Origin of the sequence: Dokdonella sp., from assembly GCF_036518555.1 — a bacterium.
GTDB lineage: Bacteria > Pseudomonadota > Gammaproteobacteria > Xanthomonadales > Rhodanobacteraceae > Dokdonella_A.
Genome location: NZ_DATDMY010000045.1, coordinates 1 through 18,061 on the forward strand (window position 1 = coordinate 1; position 18,061 = coordinate 18,061).

Genomic DNA, 18,061 nt, shown 5'->3' on the forward strand with positions numbered 1-18,061 from the left:
CGCGGCCGACGCCGCTGCGCGCCCGCCGCCGGACTGGGCGGGGCTGATCGAGCGCGCGGGCCTGCGTGGGCCGGTCGGCCAGCTCGCGCAGAACGCGAGCCTCGTCGCGATCGACGGCAATGTCGTGCGCCTCGCGATGGATCCGTCGTACGAGCACCTCGCCGACGGACCGCTGGTCGGCCTGCTCGAGCAGCGTCTCGGCGGCGCGCTTGGCCGCGACGTGAAGGTACGCTTCGAGCGCGTTTCGACCGGGACGCAGACGCCGGCGGAGCAGCGCACGCGCGCCGAGCATGCGCGCCGTTCCGCGGCCGAGGAGGCCGTGCACGGCGACCCGTTCGTGCAGTCGATGATCGACACCTTCGGCGCGCGCGTGATTCCCGGCAGCATCCGCCCCAGCGACGGTTGAGTGCCATTTGAAATCGCGGGCGTGGGTACCCACCGTACCCGGATGCGCCACCCAGACGTGCGGACGTGGATGGCCGCGGTTGGACCGGACGAAGACCATGGCGTATCCACACGCGCAACCCACCCAGATCACAGCGATTCCGGACGGATCGCAAAGGACGAACCCCCGATGAAAGGTCCCCTCGCCGGATTGATGCAGCAAGCGCAGCGCATGCAGGAAGAGATGAAGCGCGCGCAGGAGGAAATCGCGCAGATGGAAGTCACCGGCCAGGCCGGCGGCGGCCTCGTCAGCGTGCGCATGAGCGGTCGCCACGAAGTCCGTGCGGTCGCGATCGACCGCAAGCTGTTCGCCGACGATCCGGAAATGGCCGAAGACCTCGTCGCCGCCGCGTTCAACGACGCAGTCAACAAGGTCGCCGCCCTGAGCCAGCAGAAGCTCGGACACCTCGCCTCGGGCATGAACCTGCCGCCCGGGTTCAAGTTGCCGTTCTGAGGGAGCCGGGCCGAGGGCTGCGCATGCGGCGACGATCCAGCAGCGCCCTCGACCCCAACCGTCAGCCCCCAACCCTCAGCCGTCCACGAGCATGTCGTCCTCTCCACTCCTCGCCGACCTCGTCGAAGCGCTGCGATGCCTCCCCGGCGTCGGCGCCAAGACGGCACAGCGCATGGCGTTCCACGTGCTCGAACGCGATCGGGCCGGTGCGCGCCGCCTCGCCGAGCGGCTCGCGGCCGCGGTCGAGCGCATCGGCAACTGCTCGCGCTGTCGCACGTTCAGCGAGGAGCCGGTATGCCAGCTCTGCGCGAGCGCCGCGCGCGAGCGCAGCCTGCTCTGCGTCGTGGAGACGCCGGTCGACCAGCTCGCGATCGAACAGGCAACGGGCTATCGCGGCCAGTATTTCGTACTGCTCGGGCGCATCTCGCCGCTCGACGGCCTCGGGCCGAAGGAACTCGGCCTCGACGTGCTCGCTCACCGCCTCGCCGAGGGCGAAGTGCAGGAACTCATCGTCGCGACGAACCCGACCGTGGAGGGCGAGGCGACCGCACACATGCTCGCCCAGCTCGCGCGCGCGGCCGGCGTGCGCGCAAGCCGGTTGGCCCACGGCGTGCCGCTCGGCGGCGAACTCGAGTTCATCGATCGCGGCACGCTCGCGCATGCGTTCGGCGGCCGACTGGCGTTGTGACGCGGCGCTGGGTGATCCGTGATCGTGGGCCGCACGGCTGCTAGGCCTCCGGGCGCTGCCGTCGCCGGGCTTGCATGCGCGTATCCGACCTGAGAGCCTGAATTCCCGAGTCCGATGCCCGGCCGCCCATGACCGACACCCTGTTCGCACGAATCATTCGGCGCGAGATTCCCGCCGACATCGTCTACGAGGACGACGAGGTGCTCGCGTTCCGCGACATCAACCCGCAGGCACCCGTGCATGTGCTGTTCATCCCGAAGCGGCCGTTCGCGACGCTCAACGACGTCGGCGACGACGATGCGACGCTCGTCGGCCGGCTCGTCGTCGCAGCCGCGCGCTGGGCGAAGGCGCAGGGATTCGCCGAAGACGGCTACCGCGTGGTCATGAACTGCAATCGCGACGGCGGGCAGACCGTGTTCCACATCCATCTGCACCTGCTCGCCGGACGCCCCATGCATTGGCCGCCCGGCTGAGCGGCGTCACATGAACTGCGGCGGGTGCGCTCGCGGCGGATCCGGCCAGGTGCGGCTGTCGCCGATCCGCACGAGCGGCAGGCGTGCCAGGCATCCCGCGGGCGCCTGGGTCACGGCGGTCGCTTTCCAGGTGACGAACGCCGTGTTCGGGGGCAGCGTGCGACACGTAGCACTGATGACGCGTTCGCGCACCGATGCGATCGTGCCTGTGACCGCGACCTGGCGGCCGACCGCGTAATCGTCCGCGGAGAGGGCGGCGCCGCTGCAGGCGTAGAAGACCTGGCCCGGCTCGAGGCGCGTGTCGGGCCGGCCATCGCGACGCGCGAGCGGGAACGCGAGCACGCCGACGCACTGGCCGTCGTCACCCGATTCGCGTTCGAAGATGCGGCCGCCCCAGAGCACCGTCGCGCCGACATGGTCGCCTTCTACCGCGGCCGCGGGCGACGAGAACACCTTCGAGGCCGCTGCGTCGCCCGCGCCGCTCGCCGGCGCGGCAGCGAAGACGGCGACGACCGCGCAGGCCAGTGCATGCATGGGGGTCACGGTGACGGCTCCTCCGGGCGACCCGGCCATCCTACGTCACCGCCGTGTGCGCTTGGTTGCGCGCTGAGCGGCTACTTGTCGCCCGGCCTCGGCGTCGGCTGCGGATCGGGTCGGCGGTCGCGGACGATCACGGGCGGACCCCAGTAGCCCCAGCCCGGACCGAAATAACCCCAGCCCGGACCATAGCCGTACAACCACGGGTCGTAGTAGTACGGCGTCCGCACGTAAAGCGGCCGCTTCGGCCACAGGTAGACCGCGCTCGCGCTCACGTGCGGGTAGGCGTAGTCGAACTGGCCGACCTTGCCGTGGTCGGTCCCGGTCAGCTGGCCGACGACGGTGATCTCGCGGCCGCGATCGAACTCTTCCGGGTCGTAGAAGCCGGCGTGGCAGGCCATGAACCGGCCCTGGCTCGCGTCGCGGCGCGTCGGCCGCGCGCTCGCGTCGAGCTCCCGCGCGAGAATCTCGAAGCAGGTGGAATCCTGCATCGGTTCGACCTTGATGATCTCGCCGCCCCAGCGCACCGATTGCCCTTCGACGCGCGCGTCGCGCGGCGTCGTCGCGGCGAACTGGCCTTGCAGCGGTGCAGGTACGGTCGCGCACGAGGCAAGCCCGGCTGCGAGAACGGCGATCGTGACGATGTGACGCATGGCGAACCTTCGGTCGGCGACGGTTCGGGACTCCGTCTGCAGTGCCGCACCCTGACATGGTAACCGACGGGCCTGAACGACGGTTCGTCGCAGGCGGTCACCGGCGCCGCAGGCGGAACGCGCGCAAGCGCCGGACGAGCCTGGCGACACGCAGCGGCTCGGGCGCGGGCGAGCCGTAGCGCAGCGCGACGTACTCGTCGACGAGCGGATCGATCGCGGGCGCCGACGCAGGTGCGGCCGCATGCACGCGCGCGCGCAAGTCGAGCGGGCCCTCCGCCGTCCGCTCGTCGATGCCGCCGCGGGCGAGCGCGGCGCGGAAGCGCTGCCAGGCCCGATCGAGCGGGTCGCCGTGGTGCACGCGCCGGTCCCACATCGCCCATCCGGCCGCGAGCGCCATCGTCAATGCGAGCACGATCGAGAGCGCGAGCAGCAGGTCGCCGTGGCTCAGCTCGGAAGCGCCGAACTCGGTCAGCAGCGCATGCTGGCGAAGCGAATCGAACGAGATCACCGAGCGAGTCCAGAGGCTGTTGGCGATATCGAGCTGGTTGCGGAGTTCGCGCAACCAGCCCGAGCGCATCCATCCCGCGTTGGGGTCCGACTGCGCGGCGCCGAGTTCGATTCGGTCAGGGCTCACCGCTGCGGTCGGGTCGACACGCTTCCAGCCTTCGCCGTCGGACCATACCTCCGCCCAGGCGTGCGCGTCGGACTGCCGCACGAGCAGGTACTCGCTGCTCCACCAGCCGCCCTGATAGCCGGTCACGACGCGCGCGGGAATGCCCGCTGCGCGCATGAGGAACACGAACGCCGAAGCATAGTGTTCGCAGAAGCCGGCCTTCGTGCCGAACAGGAAATCATCGACGGTATCGCGCGCGAGCGGCGGCGGCTCGAGCGTGTAATCGAAGCTCGAATGGAACAGCTTGAGCGCGGCCTCGACGATTCGATCATCCGACCGGAGCTGATCGCGCCAGCGTCGAGCAAGCTCGCGCGCTTGCTTCCCGTACCCGGGAGGCAGCGCCAGCAGGCGCGCGCGGTCGGCACCGGGCAGGGACGTATCGAGCTTCGCATCGGGTGACGACTGCAGATCGTAGGTGCCGACGACCACCGGCCCCGGCCGGGCCACGAGGATCTGCTCACGGCTCAGCCGCGAACCCTCGGGAGCGACGATCGGCAGGTCCAGTGCGGGCAACCAGCGGCGGTCGCCGCTGCCTTCGAGGGTGACCGTATAGTCGTAGATGGGACTGCGCGCCGGCACTTGCGGCATCGCGTCGCTGGGCCGCGCATCGCTGAAGCGGCGCGTCCACGTGGTGCCGTCGAAATCGCTGAGCACGATCGTGCGGAAATAGAGCGACTGCGTGCGCGGCCGTGGCCCCTTGAATTCCGCCCGGAACGCCGGCGATTCGTCGAGCATGAGGCGGACGAACTGGCCCGGAGCCATGCTGTCGCTGAGGCCGGTGCTCGTCAGCGTGTCGTCACCACGCGTTCCCCAGAGCGGAGCGTTCAGGCGTGGCAGCAGCACGAACGCCGCGAGCGCGAGCGGCACCGCGATTCCGAGGAGCACGCTTGCGCGCCACAGGTCCGGCTGCAGCCGGCGCGGTTCGGCGAGCGGGGCCGGTTGCAGGGAGAGAAGACCCGCGATCACGAGTCCGAGCACGCCGCACACGGCGAGGCTGAACAGCAACGTCTGGGTGAAGAGCAGGGACGACATCAACACGAACGACGCGAAGCCGAGCGCGACGCGCGCGTCGCGTGTGCGCTCTGCTTCGAGCAGCTTGAGCGCGAGCATGCCGCACGCGAGCGCCGTGCCGGGCACGCGCCCGAAGATGTTGCCGTACTGCAGGGAGACGAACATGAGCAGAAAGACGGTCAGCGGCACGCGTACCCACCAGCTGACCGCGCCCGCCGCGCGCCGGCGCGTGATCACGCGCGGTGCGATCGTGGCCGCGAGTGCGAATGACAGGCCCGCGGGAAGATGGTCGACGTGCAAGGCGACCGTCGCCGCGACGGCGAGCGCGACGCGCTCGAACTGCTGGCGGTCGAGCAGGTCAGTCATCGCGGTCGACCGCTGCGCGACCTGGCATGAGTGCGAGCGCTCGCAGGCAGGCGCGAAGATGGTCGGCGCCCAGGGCGGGGCCGAGTGTCTCGTGCGGCAGGCGCAGGGAATAGGCGCGCTGCAGGCGCTCCGCAGCCATCGCCCATGCCGCGAGCCGACGGATGCGCGCCTCCTCGTCGAGTCCGCGCAGGCTCGCATGATCGAGCGCCAATGCTTCGCCCGACCGATGCTCGACGTCGCGGACGAGCAGGCTGTCGTGGCGTACCGATGCTTTCCATGCAATGAGTCGCGGCGGATCGCTCGGCCGATAGTCACGCAGACCGGCATGTTCTTCGCTCGCTCCGGCATGCGCCTGTTCGCCGATGCGCGTGTCGCCGGAAACCGGCAACGGCGGCGCCGCCCGTTCCGGTGACGGGTAGACGAGGATATCCACGTCGGGATTGACCCAGCTCCAGACCTGGAACAGCCCCAGCGGATAGTCGGTCCAGACCCGGATGCGCCCCGGTCGGTACCAGCCGCGGTGCGGGGTCTCGACGACCACGGACACGTCCGATGGCTGGTTCGCGTGCAGCGCGAACGCGGTCTCGAACGCGCCGTGGCGCAGGCGCAGCGAGGCGCGGTCGCGCGCGGCCGGATCGAAGCGCAGGTTCACGACGAACGGCTCGCCGGCGTAGGCTTCCGCCGCATGCACGCGCGCGAGCACGAGGCCGCTCGCGACGCGGAAGCCGGCGAACAGGCTGGCGGCCGCGACGCTGCCGAGCAGGCACGTGAACAGCACGGCCGGATTGTTGCCGTAATTCAGCGCGCCGACCAGCATGACGAACAGCAGCGCGGCGAACACGAGCCCGAACGGTGTCGGCAGCACGTAGATGCGCCGGCGATCGAGTCGCACGGGCAGGGCCTCCGGGCGCCGCAGGCGGGTCAGCGCAGGCAAGCGCCGCTCGGCCAGGGCGAGCGCGCGCAGGCGCCAGGACGCGAACGTGCTCGGCATCGGTCAGCGCAGCGGGGTCGACTCGAGCAACTGGGCGACCACCTTCGTCCGTTCGACGCGCGCGTTGGCGCCGAGGCCGAGGCGATGGCCCGCGACGAACGGGAACACTGCCTGCACGTCCTCCGGGACGCCATGCGGGCGACCCGCGAGCAGCGCATGCGCGCGCGCGGCGGAGAGCAATGCGAGCCCCGCTCGCGGCGACAGGCCGACGCGGATCTCGGGATGGTCGCGGCTCGCCGCGAGCAGCGCTTGCACGTACTCGATCAGGGCGGGGCTCGCGAGCACGCCTGCACAGGCGTGGCGCAGCGCGAGGATCTGGTCCGGCCCCAGGCACGGCGTGAGCGCCGCGATCACGTCGCGTCGATCGGTCGCGCCGAGCATCGCGCGTTCGGCATCGCGATCGGGATAGCCGAGGCTCATGCGCAGCATGAAGCGGTCGAGCTGGGAATCGGGCAGCGGCCAGGTGCCGGCGAGGTCGAGCGGGTTCTGAGTCGCGACGACGAAGAACGGCGGCGCGAGGCGATGCGTGGTGCCGTCGACGGTGACCTGGCCCTCGGCCATCGCCTCGAGCAGCGCACTCTGCGTCTTCGGCATCGCGCGGTTGATCTCGTCGGCGAGCAGGAGCTGGGTGAAGAGGGGCCCGGGATGGAACTTGAATACGCCCGCCTCGCGTTCGTAGATGCCGACGCCGATGATGTCCGACGGCAACAGGTCGGAGGTGAACTGCACGCGCTGGAAGCCCAGTCCGAGCGTTGCGGCGAGGGCGTGCGCGAGCGTGGTCTTGCCGACGCCCGGAAGGTCCTCGATGAGCAGGTGGCCCCCGGCGAGCAGGCAGACGAACGCGAGGCGCACTTCGTGCTTCTTGCCGAGCACGACCGTGTTGACCTGGCGCACGGCGCGCGCGAGCGCGTCGCGCAGGTCGGCCGGCAGGGGTTGCGCGATGGGGTCGGTTTCGTTCATGCGGCTCCGTCGTGTCGGGGAATTCCTACGCCGGTCGCCCTCGCCGACCGACTTGCCGCGCTCGCGGCCTTGCGGCACTCTGCACCGCCGTTGCGGTCGAACGCAATGGCGCGGCGAGCCCCGTCGCTGCGACGTCGTACGCGCGCACCGGTCGGAGCGTCGCTCCGGCGAACGACCCGAGGACCGCCCGCACGATGTTCCGCCCACTCGAAGTCTTCATCGGCCTGCGCTACACGCGCGCGAAGCGGCGCAATCATTTCATCTCGTTCATTTCGCTGGTGTCGATCCTCGGCATCGCGGTGGGCGTGACCGCGTTGATCACGGTGATCTCGGTCATGAACGGCTTCGACAAGGAGCTCAAGGACCGCATCCTCGGCATGGTATCGCACGCGACCATCGAGGGTATCGGCGAGACCGTGCGCGACTGGCCCGAAGCGCTGAAGGTCGCGCGCGCCGACAGGCACGTGCTCGGCGCCGCGCCGTACGTCGAGCGCCAGGCGATGCTGCAGGGCGCGCGCGTGAGCGGCGCGATCATCCGCGGGGTCGACCCCGCGCTCGAGCCGGGCGTTTCCGAGATCGGCGCGCGCATGGTCGAGGGCCGGCTCGACGATCTCGTGCCGGGCAAGTTCGGCATCGTGCTCGGCAAGGAACTCGCGATGACGCTCGGCGTCGGCGTCGGCGACCTCGTCACGGTGTTCGCGCCCGAGTTCAGCGCGACGCCGATCGGCGCGATACCGCGCATGAAGCGCTTCACCGTGGTCGGCGTGTTCGAGGCGGGCATGCAGGAGTACGACTCCGGCCTCGCGGTGGTCGCGCTGCAGGATGCGCAGACGCTCTATCGCCTCGACGGGCCGACCGGCATCCGCCTGCGCCTGGACGACATGTTCCAGGCATTTCCGGTCGGGCGCGAGCTGTCGCAGCAGCTCGGCCAGTTCTACCGCGTGACCGACTGGATGCAGGGGCACAGCAACTTCTTCAAGGCGATCGCGATGGAGAAGAAGGTGATGTTCCTGATCCTCTCGCTGATCGTCGCGGTCGCCGCATTCAACCTCGTGTCGACCCTCGTCATGCTCGTGCAGGACAAGCAGGCCGATATCGCGATCCTGCGCACGCTCGGCCAGAGCCCGGCCTCGGTGATGGGCACGTTCATGGTGCAGGGTGTGCTCGTCGGCACGCTCGGCATCGCGCTCGGCGTGCTGTTCGGAGTGCTGCTCTCGCTCAACCTGAGCGCGATCGTGCACTGGATCGAGCGGACCTTCCACGTGACGTTCCTGTCGCCGGACGTCTACTACATCAGCGAGCTTCCGAGCGACCTGCACGGATCCGACGTCGTCTGGATCACGCTCACCGCGTTCCTGTTCTGCACGTTCGCGACGCTGTACCCCGCACGACGCGCGGCGAAGACCGATCCCGCCGCCGCTCTGCGCTATGAATAGCATGGACCAACGGCCGGGGCCCAAGGCCGGAGAGCACGAAGCAGGCAGCCACCGCAGGACGAGCAAGGTGCGATGAGCGGAACGACGACGAACGGACAAGACGATGCACGCTTCCCAACCCTCAGCCCCCGGTCCTGACGTCGTACTGTCGGCCACGGGCGTCGCCAAGACGTACCAGGAAGGCAAGCTGCGCACCGACGTGCTGCGCGGCGTCGACCTGTCGGTGCGGCGCGGCGAGACCGTCGCGATCGTCGGTGCGTCGGGCACCGGCAAGAGCACCCTGCTGCACATTCTCGGCGGCCTCGACGCACCGAGCGCGGGCGAGGTCAGCGTCACCGGAACGGCGATGTCGCGCCTGTCGGACCGCGCGCGCGGCGAGCTGCGCAACCGGGCCCTCGGATTCGTCTACCAGTTCCATCACCTGTTGCCGGAATTCACCGCGATCGAGAACGTCTGCATGCCGCTGCTGATCCGCGGTGGCGCGATCGGCGACGCGCGCGAGCGCGCAGTCGCGCTGCTGCGGCGCGTCGGACTCGGCGAGCGGCTCGAGCACAAGCCGGGCGAGCTGTCCGGTGGCGAACGCCAGCGCTGCGCGGTCGCGCGCGCGCTCGTGACGCGACCCGCGTGCGTGCTCGGCGACGAGCCGACCGGCAACCTCGACGAGCGCAACGCGGCGCACGTGTACGACCTCATGCTGGAGCTCAACCGCGAGATCGGCACTGCGCTCGTGCTCGTCACGCACGACCCGAAGCTCGCGGCGCGCGCGGATCGCGTGCTGGAACTTTCCGCCGGAGCGCTGCACCCGCGCACCGCGTAGTTCCGTGGCACGAACAGGGCCGCGACGGAAGGCGGTCGGGCGCACGCAGGAGGCGAGGGCAGGATGCTCGAAGCGCGAATTCCGATCGTCGGCGTCGGTGCGGCTGTCGCAATGCTGTGCGGCGCGATCGCAGTACACGGCCTTCCCGGCTTGCCGCCGCGCGGGATCGATGTCGCGCTGACGATCGGCGGCGCGCTCGCGCTGCCGTGGCCGCGCCTGCGACCCGTCGGCTGGCTCCTGCTCGGCTTCGGCTGGTGCGCGTTCCAAGCGGGGGGTGCGCTCGATGCGCGCCTGCCGGCCGAGCTCGAAGGTCGCGACGTGCTCGTCACTGGCACGATCGACGGGCTGCCGTTGCGCCGCGACGATGCGACCCGCTTCGTGCTGCGCGTCGACGACGCGCGACTCGACGGCGCGGACCTGCCCCTGCGCGGGCGCGTACGCGCTTCGTGGTACGACGCGCCCGCGGGTGTGCCCGCGGCCTGCGAACGGTGGCAGTTGCTGCTGCGCCTCAAGCGACCGCGCGGACTCGTCAATCCGGGTGGCTTCGATGCCGAGCGCCAGGCGCTCGAGCGTGGCATCGTCGCGGTCGGTTACGTGCGCGAGGCCGGCGACGATCGCCGCGTCGCCGCGCGCACCGCGTGCATCGATCGCCTGCGCGAGTCGGTCGCGGACGGCATCGCGGCCCGCGTCGCCGATGCGCACGATGCCGCGCTGCTGCGGGCGTTCGCGATCGGCGACACGCGCGGGCTCGAGCAAGGCGATTGGGAGGTCGCGCGCGCGAACGGCATTCCGCACCTGATCGCGATCTCGGGATTCCATGTCGGCGTCGCGGGTCTGTTCGGCGTGGCCCTCGCATGGCTGACGTGGGCCGTGTTCCCGCGCCTCGCCCTGTGGCTGCCGTATCCGCTCGTGCGCGCGCCGGCGGCGTTGCTCGCCGCGGCGCTGTACGGGTTGCTCGCGGGCGGGAGCCTGCCGACGATGCGCACGCTCGCGATGATCGCGGTCGTCGCCGCGATGCGCTTCGGCCGCCGCGACGGCGGCGCGGCGCACACGCTCGCACTCGCGTTGCTCGCGATCCTGCTCGTCGACCCGCTCGCCACGCTCGAGGCCGGATTCTGGCTCTCGTTCGTCGGCGTCGCCTTCCTCATGCTCGCGCTCGGGCCCGTGCGCGGCCGCCTGCGCTTCCTGCGCGAGCTCGGCTTCGGCCAGTTGGTCATGACGATCGCGCTCCTGCCGCTGTCGGTATGGTTCTTCGGCGAGACGTCGCTCGTCGGCGCACTGTCCAACCTGGTCGCCGTGCCCGTCGTAAGCTTCGTGATCGTGCCGCTGTGCCTGCTCGGCGTACTCGCGCTGTTGACCTGGCCGGCACCTGCGGCGCTGCTGCTGGCAATGGCCGCCAACGTCGCCCATGCGCAGTGGTGGCTCCTGCAACGGACGGCGGCCTGGCCGGGTGCGCACTGGTACGTACCCGAAGCGCCCTCGTGGGCGACGTGGCTCGCGCTCGCAGGCGCGCTCTGGTTGTTCCTGCCTCGCGCGGTGCCGGGACGCCTGCTCGGAGCGCTGCTGTTCCTGCCGTTGCTCTGGCCGCCGCGCGCGGCGCCCGGCCCCGGCGCGTTCGAGGCGGTCGTCATCGACGTCGGCCAGGGGCTCGCGGTGCTCGTGCGCACGCGGGACCATGCGCTGCTGTTCGATGCCGGTGCGCGCTACCCGTCGGAGTTCGATCTCGGGGAGGTCGCGGTGCTGCCGAGCGTGCGCGCGCTCGGCGTCGGGCGCCTCGACCGCCTCGTGGTCAGCCACGGCGACAACGACCATGCCGGCGGCGCGGCGGCCGTCGCCCAGGCGTTCCCGCGTGCCGAACGTTCCAGCGGCGAACCCGAGCGCATCGCGATCGGCGCCGCGCCGTGCCACGCGGGCGAGACCTGGGAGTGGGACGGCGTGCGCTTCCGCATGCTGGGTCCGTCGGCGGAGACCGTCGCGACGGCCGCGCGCGGCAACGACCGCTCATGCGTGCTGCTCGTCGAGGGACGCGCGGGGCGGCTGTTGCTGCCGGGCGACATCAGCCGTCGCGTCGAAGCCGACGTCGCTGCCGTCGTCGGTGCAGGACCGCCGCTCGCCGTCGTCGTGCCGCACCACGGCAGCCGCAGCTCGTCGAGTCCGCGGTTCCTCGCCGCATTGCGCCCGGTGATCGCGGTCGTTTCGGCCGGCTGGCGCAACCGATTCCACCATCCCGCGGCCGACGTCGTCGCACGCTACCTTGCGATCGGCTCCGAGCTCGTCAACACCGCCGACGCCGGAGCGGTGCGGCTCGCGTTCCCGGCCGATGCGCGGCCTCGCATCGTCGCGCGCGAACGCGTGCGGCAATGGCGCTACTGGCGCGAGGGCGTGCGGGATGCGGGAGCTGGCGTGCGCCAGGACGCGCCTGCGTCGACGCCCTCACAGACTGCATCGGCGGCGCTGCTATGATGCCGCCAGCGACGTTATCCGAAGGGTGTCACGTGTTCGAACTCCTGATGGCCGGCAGCTGGGCGATGTTGCCGATCCTGGTCTGTTCCGCGATCGCGCTGGCGATCATCCTCGAGCGTTTCTGGACCTTGCGCCGCAAGACCGTCGTCCCGCCGGGGCTCGGCAACGAGGTGCGCGAGTGGGCGCGCACGCGCAAACTCGACCCCGAGCATCTCAACGCCTTGCGTACGAACTCGCCGCTCGGCGAGTTGCTCGCCGCCGCGCTCACGGTGCGCAACCGCCCGCGCGAAGTCATCAAGGAGCGCGTCGAGGACACCGGCCGCCACGTCGTGCACCGTCTGGGGCGTTTCCTCAACACGCTCGGCACGATCGCGCTGATTTCGCCGCTGCTCGGCCTGCTCGGCACCGTGTTCGGCCTCATCCGCATGTTCTTCGCGGTGATGGTCAGCGGCGTCGGCGACCCGCTCAAGATGGCCGGCGGCATCGGCGAGGCGCTCGTCTGCACCGCGGCGGGCTTGTGCGTCGCGATTCCGGCTTACGCATTCCACCGCTACTTCCGCAGTCGTGTCGACGGGCTCGTGGTCGAGATGGAGCGCCAGGTGTTCCTGCTCACCGACGAACTCACCGCGACCACCGAGGTGCCCGCGGCCGCCCCTGCCGGCGCAGTGCGCGTCGCGCGCTCGGCAGTCTGAGGCCACCGACGTGAGGATCGCTGCCGCCCGCCGCGAGGACGACTTCGAGATCAACGTGATCTCGCTCATCGACGTGCTGCTGACCCTGCTCATGTTCTTCGTGCTGACCACGACGTTCGTGCAGAACTCGCGCATGCAGGTGAGCCTGCCGCAAGCCGAGTCGAGCGAGCAGACCGAGCAGCGCGATGCGTTCGTCGTGCTGATCGACCGCGATGGGCGCTACTACATCGACAACAACGAGGTACTGAACCCGGGGCTCGATTCGCTCAAGGAAGCGATCTCGCGTTTCGCCGGCGACGACCGCTCGCGCGCGGTCGTGCTGCGTGCGGACGCGATGACGCCGCACCAGGCGGTCGTCACCGCGATGGACGCGCTCGGCCAGCTCGGCTTCACGCGCCTGTCGATCGCCATCGCACAGACACAGGCGGCGGGCGCCAAGTGAACCAGGCAGACGCGGCGACGCGTTCGAGCCTGGCGGTCTACCTGCGGCTGCTCGGTCATGCGCGCCGCTACTGGTTCGTCGCATCGGTCGTCGTCGTGGCGATGGTCACCGACGCGGCCTGCATGGGCCTGTTCGCGGGCACGATCAAGCCGATGCTCGACAACCTGTTCATCGCGCGCGACCCGGTCAGCATCTTCTGGATCCCGATCGTCATCGTGGCGATCTTCGCGCTGCGCAGCGTCGCGATCTACACGACGGATTTCGGCACCGCCTACGTCGGACGCGGCGTCGTGCAGCAGTTGCGCCAGCAGGTCTTCGATCACTACCTGCGCCTGCCGGCTTCGTTCTTCGACCGGGAGTCGTCCGGCCACCAGATCGCGCGCATCACCTACAGTTCGGAGCAGGTCGCGCAGGCGACCACCGAGGCGGTCAAGATCGCGGTCATCGACGGCCTCAGCGTCGTCGCCTACGTCGCCGTCATGCTGCGCGCGAGCGTGCAGCTCACGCTCGCATTGCTCGTGATGGTGCCGCTGGTCGGCGCGCTCGTGGTCTGGGTCGGCCGCCGCTACCGGCGCATCAGCCGCCGCATCCAGGGCTCGATGGGTACGGTCAGCGGCGTGATCGAGGAAGTCGTCGGCGCGAATCGGGAAGTGAAGGTGTTCGGCGGCCAGGCGTACGAGTCCGCGCGCTTCAACGAAGTCTCCGAGCAGGCGCGCCGACTCGGGCTCAAGGTCGCGTCGACGAACGGGCTGTCGAGCGCGCTCGTGCAGCTGATCGCGGCGCTGTCGCTCGCGCTGATCATCTACTTCGCGACGCGGCCGTCGATGCTCGACGTACTGTCGCCGGGCGCGTTCACCTCGCTGATCCTCGCGATGGGCGGCATCCTGCCGTCGCTCAAGCGCCTCACCACGGTGCAGGCGAACCTGCAACGCGGCATCGCCGCCGCGGACGAGATCTTCGGCCTGATCGACACGCCGCCGGAACGCGACGAGGGCACGGTCGAGCTCGCGCGCTGCCGAGGGGACATCGTGCTGCGCGAGGTCGGCATGCGCTACCCCGGCACGACGCGTGCCGCGCTCGAGGGCATCGACATCGCGTGCGCCCACGGCAGCGTGACCGCACTCGTCGGTCGCTCCGGCAGCGGCAAATCGACGCTCGCAAGCCTGATCCCGCGCTTCCATGAGCCGTCTTCGGGCGAGATCCTGCTCGACGGTCGCCCGCTCGCGGACTACACCCTCGCGAGCCTGCGCCGGCAGATCGCCTGGGTCGGGCAGGGCGTCGCGCTGTTCGACGACAGCGTCGCGCGCAACATCGCCTACGGCGCGCTCGCCGACGCGAGCGAGGCCGACATCGTCGCCGCGGCCCAGGCCGCCAACGCGATGGAGTTCATCGGACAGATGCCGCAAGGCATCCACAGCCGCATCGGGGCGGGCGGCAGCCTGCTCTCGGGCGGCCAGCGCCAACGCATCGCGATCGCGCGCGCGCTGCTCAAGGACGCGCCGATCCTCATCCTCGACGAGGCGACGAGCGCGCTCGACAGCGAGTCGGAACGACTCGTCCAGGACGCCCTGCAGCGGCTCATGCGCGATCGCACCGTCATCGTGATCGCGCACCGGCTGTCGACGGTCGAGCATGCCGACCAGATCGTCGTGCTCGATCGCGGCCGCGTCGTGGAACGCGGCACGCACGCAGCGCTGATCGCGCGCGCAGGCAGCTATGCGGCGCTGCACCGGCTCCAGTTCAAGGACGCGCCGGTGGCGCTGCCCGCGCGGGCCGATGCCTGAGCGATGGCTGCGAGCCTGCCAGCGATGCCGGGGGTACGCGACGCCGGCCGCGCCGGGGCGGAACGTTGAGCACGTTCGCGCAGCGCATCACGCGCATCTGGTACGACGGCGAGCCGGTGCCATGGTGGTTGCGGTTGCTCGTGCCGGCCTATCGCGGTTTGCGCCGGCTGCACCTCGCGCCGTATGCGCTCGGCCTGCGGCGCCCCGCGCGCATCGCGGCACCGGTCATCGTCGTCGGCAACCTCACCGCGGGCGGTAGCGGCAAGACGCCGCTCGCGATCGCACTCGCCGAGAACCTGCGCCTGCACGGGTTTCGTCCCGGCGTGGTCAGCCGCGGTTACGGCGGCACCGAGACGGGGCCGTTGCTGCTCGACGACGTGCCCGACCCGCGGCGCGTCGGCGACGAACCGTGCGTGATCCGGCGCCGCGCCGGCGTCGAAGTCGCGGTCGGCCGCGACCGCGCGCGCGCGGCTGCCTTGCTGCTCGAGCGCGGCGTCAACGTCGTCATCGCCGACGATGGCCTGCAGCATGTCGCGCTCGCACGCGACATCGAGATCTGCGTCGTCGACGGCCAGCGCCGTTTCGGCAATGGCCTGCTGCTGCCGGCGGGCCCGCTGCGTGAGCCGCTTGCGCGCCTAGACACGATTCCCTTCCGCGTCTGCAACGGTGGCGCCGCGCAAGCGGGCGAGATTCCGATGCGACTCGTCGGCGACGTCGCGGTGCCGGTGCAGCGTGCGGCGGCGACGCGGCCGCTCGATGCGTTCGCGGGCCGACGCGTGCACGCGGTCGCCGCGATCGGCAATCCCGAGCGGTTCTTCCTCGCGCTACGCACGCACGGCATCGAGGTCGTGCCGCACGCGTTCGCCGATCATCATGCGTTCGCGCCCGCCGACCTCGCCTTCGGCGACGGGCTGCCCGTGCTCATGACGGAGAAGGACGCGGTCAAGTGCGTGCCGTTCGCCGAGGCGCACCACTGGTGCGTCCCGGTGCGCGCGGAGTTGCCGGCGTCGTTCTTCGATGCGGTGATCGAACGCCTGCGCGCCGCGAAAGCACGCTGAAAGCATCCCGGGTCGACAATGCACGGGTGCGCCGGTCCGGTGCGCACCCACCCTCGCGCGAGGTTCCCTCCGTGGACAGTTGCAGTAGCCCCAGACGAAGCAACGCTGCCTCCGCGGAGCGAATGGCCGGCTGACGCGAGCGCGTCGGCATCGCGGCGATTCCTCGTGGCGGCAGCGTTCCGCCACGACATCCGGAGTCGCCCATGTTCAAGTTCCTTCCGATCTCCTTCGGTACGTCGCCGCTGGCCGCGATCGCGGCTGCGGTGCCGGCGGCCCTGCGCCTCGAGCGCGAAGACCGCACCGCGAACGCGGCACCGCATCCCCTCATCGAGTTCGTCCGCCTCGAGCCGGCGGCCGTGCTCGCGCGCGTCGGCGTCACCGCCGAGGGCCTCGATGCGGACGAGGTCGCGGCGCGGCTCGCCGAGCACGGCCCCAATGCGGTCGCACCGGAGCGTCGCCGGCCGTTCCTGCTCGAGATCGCACACCGCTACCTCACCAATCCCGTCAACCTGCTGCTGAGCGTGCTCGCGATCGCTTCATGGCTGGGCGACGACGCGATCGGCGCGTCGATCATGATCGCGATGGTCCTGATGGCGGTGTTCCTTTCGTACTTCCAGGAGGCGCGCACCGGCCGCGCGGTCGAGCGGCTGCGCAGCCTCGTCAGCAACACGGCGACGGTTCGACGCGTGCCCGCAATCGGTGACGACGGCGCGCGCAAGCCGTCGGCGAAGACCGAAGTGCCGATCGAGGGCCTCGTCCCCGGCGACGTCGTGCAGCTCGCCGCAGGCGACATGATTCCGGCGGATCTTCGCCTGCTGGCGGCGAAGGACCTGTTCGTCAACCAGTCGGCGCTGACCGGCGAATCCATGCCGCTGGAGAAGTTCGCGGCCGCGGACGCCGAGGCCACGGCACCGCTCGAAGCCCGCAACCTCTGCTTCATGGGCAGCAACGTCGTCAGCGGCAGCGCCGTCGGCGTGGTCGTCGCGACCGGTGCGCGCACGACCTACGGCGCGCTCGCCGGCTCGATGGTCGGCGCACGGGTGCAGACGAGCTTCGACAAGGGCGTGCAGCGCTTCGCCTGGCTCATGATCCGCTTCATGGCGGTGATGGTGCCGCTCGTGTTCCTCGTCAACGGACTCGCGAAGGGCGCATGGCTCGACGCGTTCATGTTCGCGGTCGCGGTGTCGGTCGGCCTCACGCCCGAGATGCTGCCGATGATCGTCACGATCAATCTCGCCAAGGGCGCGATGGCGATGGCGAAGAAGGATGTCGTCGTCAAGCGCCTCAACGCGATCCAGAACTTCGGCGCGATCGACGTGCTGTGCACGGACAAGACCGGCACCCTGACGCAGGACAAGGTGATCCTCGAGCGCCATGTCGACGTGCGCGGCGAGGTCGACGAGGACGTGCTCGCGTTCGCATTCCTCAACAGCCAGTACCAGACGGGGCTGCGCAACCTGCTCGACGTCGCGGTGATCGAGCGCGTCGACGCGCGGGAGCGCGGTCGCCTGCTGGAGGAATACGCCCTCGTCGACGAAGTGCCCTTCGACTTCACCCGCCGGCGCATGTCGGTGGTCGTGCGCAACCGGGCCGGGCGCCACTTCATCGTCGCCAAGGGTGCGGTGGCGGAGATGCTCGGCATCTGCAGCCGCGTGCGCGGAGCCGACGGCGAGCTAGAGGCCGACGACGCGCGCCTCGCGCAAGCGCGTCGCGTCGCGCGCGACATGAACGACGACGGTTTCCGCGTGATCGCGCTCGGCATGCGCGAGGTCGAAGCGAAGGCAGCGTACTCGCGCGCGGACGAGGCCGACCTCGTGCTCACGGGTTTCGTCGCCTTCCTCGACCCGCCGAAGGACAGCGCCGCGGATGCGATCCGCGCGCTCGCCGCCCACGGCGTCGCGGTGAAGGTGTTGACCGGCGACAACGACATCGTCACGCGCAACGTCTGTCGCCAGGTCGGCCTGCGCGTGGACCGCTACCTCGTCGGTCCGCAGGTGCAGGCGATGAGCGACGCCGAGCTCACCGTCGCGGCGCGCGACACGCAGGTGTTCGCGCGCCTCGATCCGGCGCAGAAGGTGCGCGTGATCCAAGCGCTGCACCGCGACGGCTGCGTGGTCGG

General features: G+C 70.6%; 17 protein-coding genes. 12 read left to right on the forward strand and 5 right to left on the reverse strand.

Annotated features, from left to right (window positions below; translation table 11 throughout):
- The 4 genes from VI238_RS02765 to VI238_RS02780 all read left to right on the forward strand — a co-directional run.
- Window positions 1-406 (forward strand): DNA polymerase III subunit gamma/tau C-terminal domain-containing protein (locus tag VI238_RS02765; protein WP_331648204.1); only part of this gene is annotated, 406 nt, incomplete at its 5' end.
- A gap of 168 nt (window positions 407-574) precedes the next feature.
- Window positions 575-898, forward strand: coding sequence for a YbaB/EbfC family nucleoid-associated protein (locus VI238_RS02770; RefSeq protein ID WP_331648206.1), 324 nt, complete (start codon window positions 575-577; stop codon window positions 896-898).
- Window positions 899-989: 91 nt separating this feature from the next.
- Window positions 990-1,586: a recombination mediator RecR gene (recR, locus tag VI238_RS02775; RefSeq protein WP_331648208.1), complete on the forward strand. Its 597-nt coding sequence runs from the start codon at window positions 990-992 to the stop codon at window positions 1,584-1,586.
- 128 nt (window positions 1,587-1,714) lie between these two features.
- Window positions 1,715-2,059, forward strand: coding sequence for a histidine triad nucleotide-binding protein (locus tag VI238_RS02780; RefSeq protein WP_331648210.1), 345 nt, complete (start codon window positions 1,715-1,717; stop codon window positions 2,057-2,059).
- A 6-nt stretch (window positions 2,060-2,065) separates the two neighbouring features.
- On the opposite strand, the gene VI238_RS02785 is transcribed toward VI238_RS02780, so the two are convergent.
- The 5 genes from VI238_RS02785 to VI238_RS02805 form a co-directional block, all read right to left on the reverse strand.
- On the reverse strand, window positions 2,066-2,593 hold the full coding sequence (locus VI238_RS02785) for a Slp family lipoprotein (RefSeq protein ID WP_331648236.1): 528 nt from the start codon (window positions 2,591-2,593) through the stop codon (window positions 2,066-2,068).
- Window positions 2,594-2,673: 80 nt separating this feature from the next.
- Complete coding sequence (locus VI238_RS02790; protein ID WP_331648212.1) at window positions 2,674-3,249, reverse strand: Slp family lipoprotein; 576 nt, start codon at window positions 3,247-3,249, stop codon at window positions 2,674-2,676.
- Window positions 3,250-3,346: 97 nt separating this feature from the next.
- Entirely contained in the window at window positions 3,347-5,299 is a 1,953-nt protein-coding gene (locus VI238_RS02795; protein ID WP_331648214.1) for a DUF3488 and transglutaminase-like domain-containing protein, read from the reverse strand.
- The gene (locus VI238_RS02800; RefSeq protein ID WP_331648216.1) at window positions 5,292-6,290 is read right to left on the reverse strand and encodes a DUF58 domain-containing protein; all 999 of its coding nucleotides are present in this window, start codon (window positions 6,288-6,290) and stop codon (window positions 5,292-5,294) included. Before VI238_RS02800 ends, VI238_RS02795 begins: the two co-directional genes overlap by 8 nt.
- A 3-nt stretch (window positions 6,291-6,293) precedes the next feature.
- Window positions 6,294-7,250, reverse strand: coding sequence for a MoxR family ATPase (locus tag VI238_RS02805; RefSeq protein ID WP_331648218.1), 957 nt, complete (start codon window positions 7,248-7,250; stop codon window positions 6,294-6,296).
- A gap of 194 nt (window positions 7,251-7,444) precedes the next feature.
- On the opposite strand from VI238_RS02805, the gene VI238_RS02810 reads away from it, so the two are divergent.
- The 8 genes from VI238_RS02810 to mgtA all read left to right on the forward strand — a co-directional run.
- Window positions 7,445-8,686, forward strand: a complete 1,242-nt coding sequence (locus tag VI238_RS02810; RefSeq protein ID WP_331648220.1) for a lipoprotein-releasing ABC transporter permease subunit — start codon at window positions 7,445-7,447, stop codon at window positions 8,684-8,686.
- 103 nt (window positions 8,687-8,789) lie between these two features.
- Entirely contained in the window at window positions 8,790-9,503 is a 714-nt protein-coding gene (gene lolD / locus VI238_RS02815; RefSeq protein WP_331648222.1) for a lipoprotein-releasing ABC transporter ATP-binding protein LolD, read from the forward strand.
- A gap of 63 nt (window positions 9,504-9,566) precedes the next feature.
- Entirely contained in the window at window positions 9,567-11,966 is a 2,400-nt protein-coding gene (locus tag VI238_RS02820; protein ID WP_331648224.1) for a DNA internalization-related competence protein ComEC/Rec2, read from the forward strand.
- Between the two features lie 32 nt (window positions 11,967-11,998).
- Complete coding sequence (locus tag VI238_RS02825) at window positions 11,999-12,658, forward strand: MotA/TolQ/ExbB proton channel family protein (protein WP_331648226.1); 660 nt, start codon at window positions 11,999-12,001, stop codon at window positions 12,656-12,658.
- A 10-nt stretch (window positions 12,659-12,668) separates the two neighbouring features.
- Window positions 12,669-13,100 (forward strand): biopolymer transporter ExbD, encoded by a 432-nt coding sequence (locus tag VI238_RS02830; RefSeq protein WP_331648228.1) that lies wholly within the window; start codon window positions 12,669-12,671, stop codon window positions 13,098-13,100.
- Window positions 13,097-14,884 (forward strand): lipid A export permease/ATP-binding protein MsbA, encoded by a 1,788-nt coding sequence (gene msbA, locus VI238_RS02835; RefSeq protein WP_331648230.1) that lies wholly within the window; start codon window positions 13,097-13,099, stop codon window positions 14,882-14,884. Before VI238_RS02830 ends, msbA begins: the two co-directional genes overlap by 4 nt.
- Before the next feature lie 65 nt (window positions 14,885-14,949).
- Window positions 14,950-15,942: a tetraacyldisaccharide 4'-kinase gene (gene lpxK / locus VI238_RS02840; RefSeq protein WP_331648232.1), complete on the forward strand. Its 993-nt coding sequence runs from the start codon at window positions 14,950-14,952 to the stop codon at window positions 15,940-15,942.
- A gap of 203 nt (window positions 15,943-16,145) precedes the next feature.
- On the forward strand, window positions 16,146-18,061 hold a 1,916-nt coding region (gene mgtA, locus VI238_RS02845; protein WP_331648234.1), incomplete at its 3' end, for a magnesium-translocating P-type ATPase.

Coding starts and splice junctions, on each gene's coding strand:
- VI238_RS02770 (WP_331648206.1), top strand. CDS start 575: ATGAAAGGTCCCCTCGCCGGATTGATGCAGCAAGCGCAGCGCATGCAG.
- recR (WP_331648208.1), top strand. CDS start 990: ATGTCGTCCTCTCCACTCCTCGCCGACCTCGTCGAAGCGCTGCGATGC.
- VI238_RS02780 (WP_331648210.1), top strand. CDS start 1,715: ATGACCGACACCCTGTTCGCACGAATCATTCGGCGCGAGATTCCCGCC.
- VI238_RS02785 (WP_331648236.1), bottom strand. CDS start 2,593: ATGCATGCACTGGCCTGCGCGGTCGTCGCCGTCTTCGCTGCCGCGCCG.
- VI238_RS02790 (WP_331648212.1), bottom strand. CDS start 3,249: ATGCGTCACATCGTCACGATCGCCGTTCTCGCAGCCGGGCTTGCCTCG.
- VI238_RS02795 (WP_331648214.1), bottom strand. CDS start 5,299: ATGACTGACCTGCTCGACCGCCAGCAGTTCGAGCGCGTCGCGCTCGCC.
- VI238_RS02800 (WP_331648216.1), bottom strand. CDS start 6,290: ATGCCGAGCACGTTCGCGTCCTGGCGCCTGCGCGCGCTCGCCCTGGCC.
- VI238_RS02805 (WP_331648218.1), bottom strand. CDS start 7,250: ATGAACGAAACCGACCCCATCGCGCAACCCCTGCCGGCCGACCTGCGC.
- VI238_RS02810 (WP_331648220.1), top strand. CDS start 7,445: ATGTTCCGCCCACTCGAAGTCTTCATCGGCCTGCGCTACACGCGCGCG.
- lolD (WP_331648222.1), top strand. CDS start 8,790: ATGCACGCTTCCCAACCCTCAGCCCCCGGTCCTGACGTCGTACTGTCG.
- VI238_RS02820 (WP_331648224.1), top strand. CDS start 9,567: ATGCTCGAAGCGCGAATTCCGATCGTCGGCGTCGGTGCGGCTGTCGCA.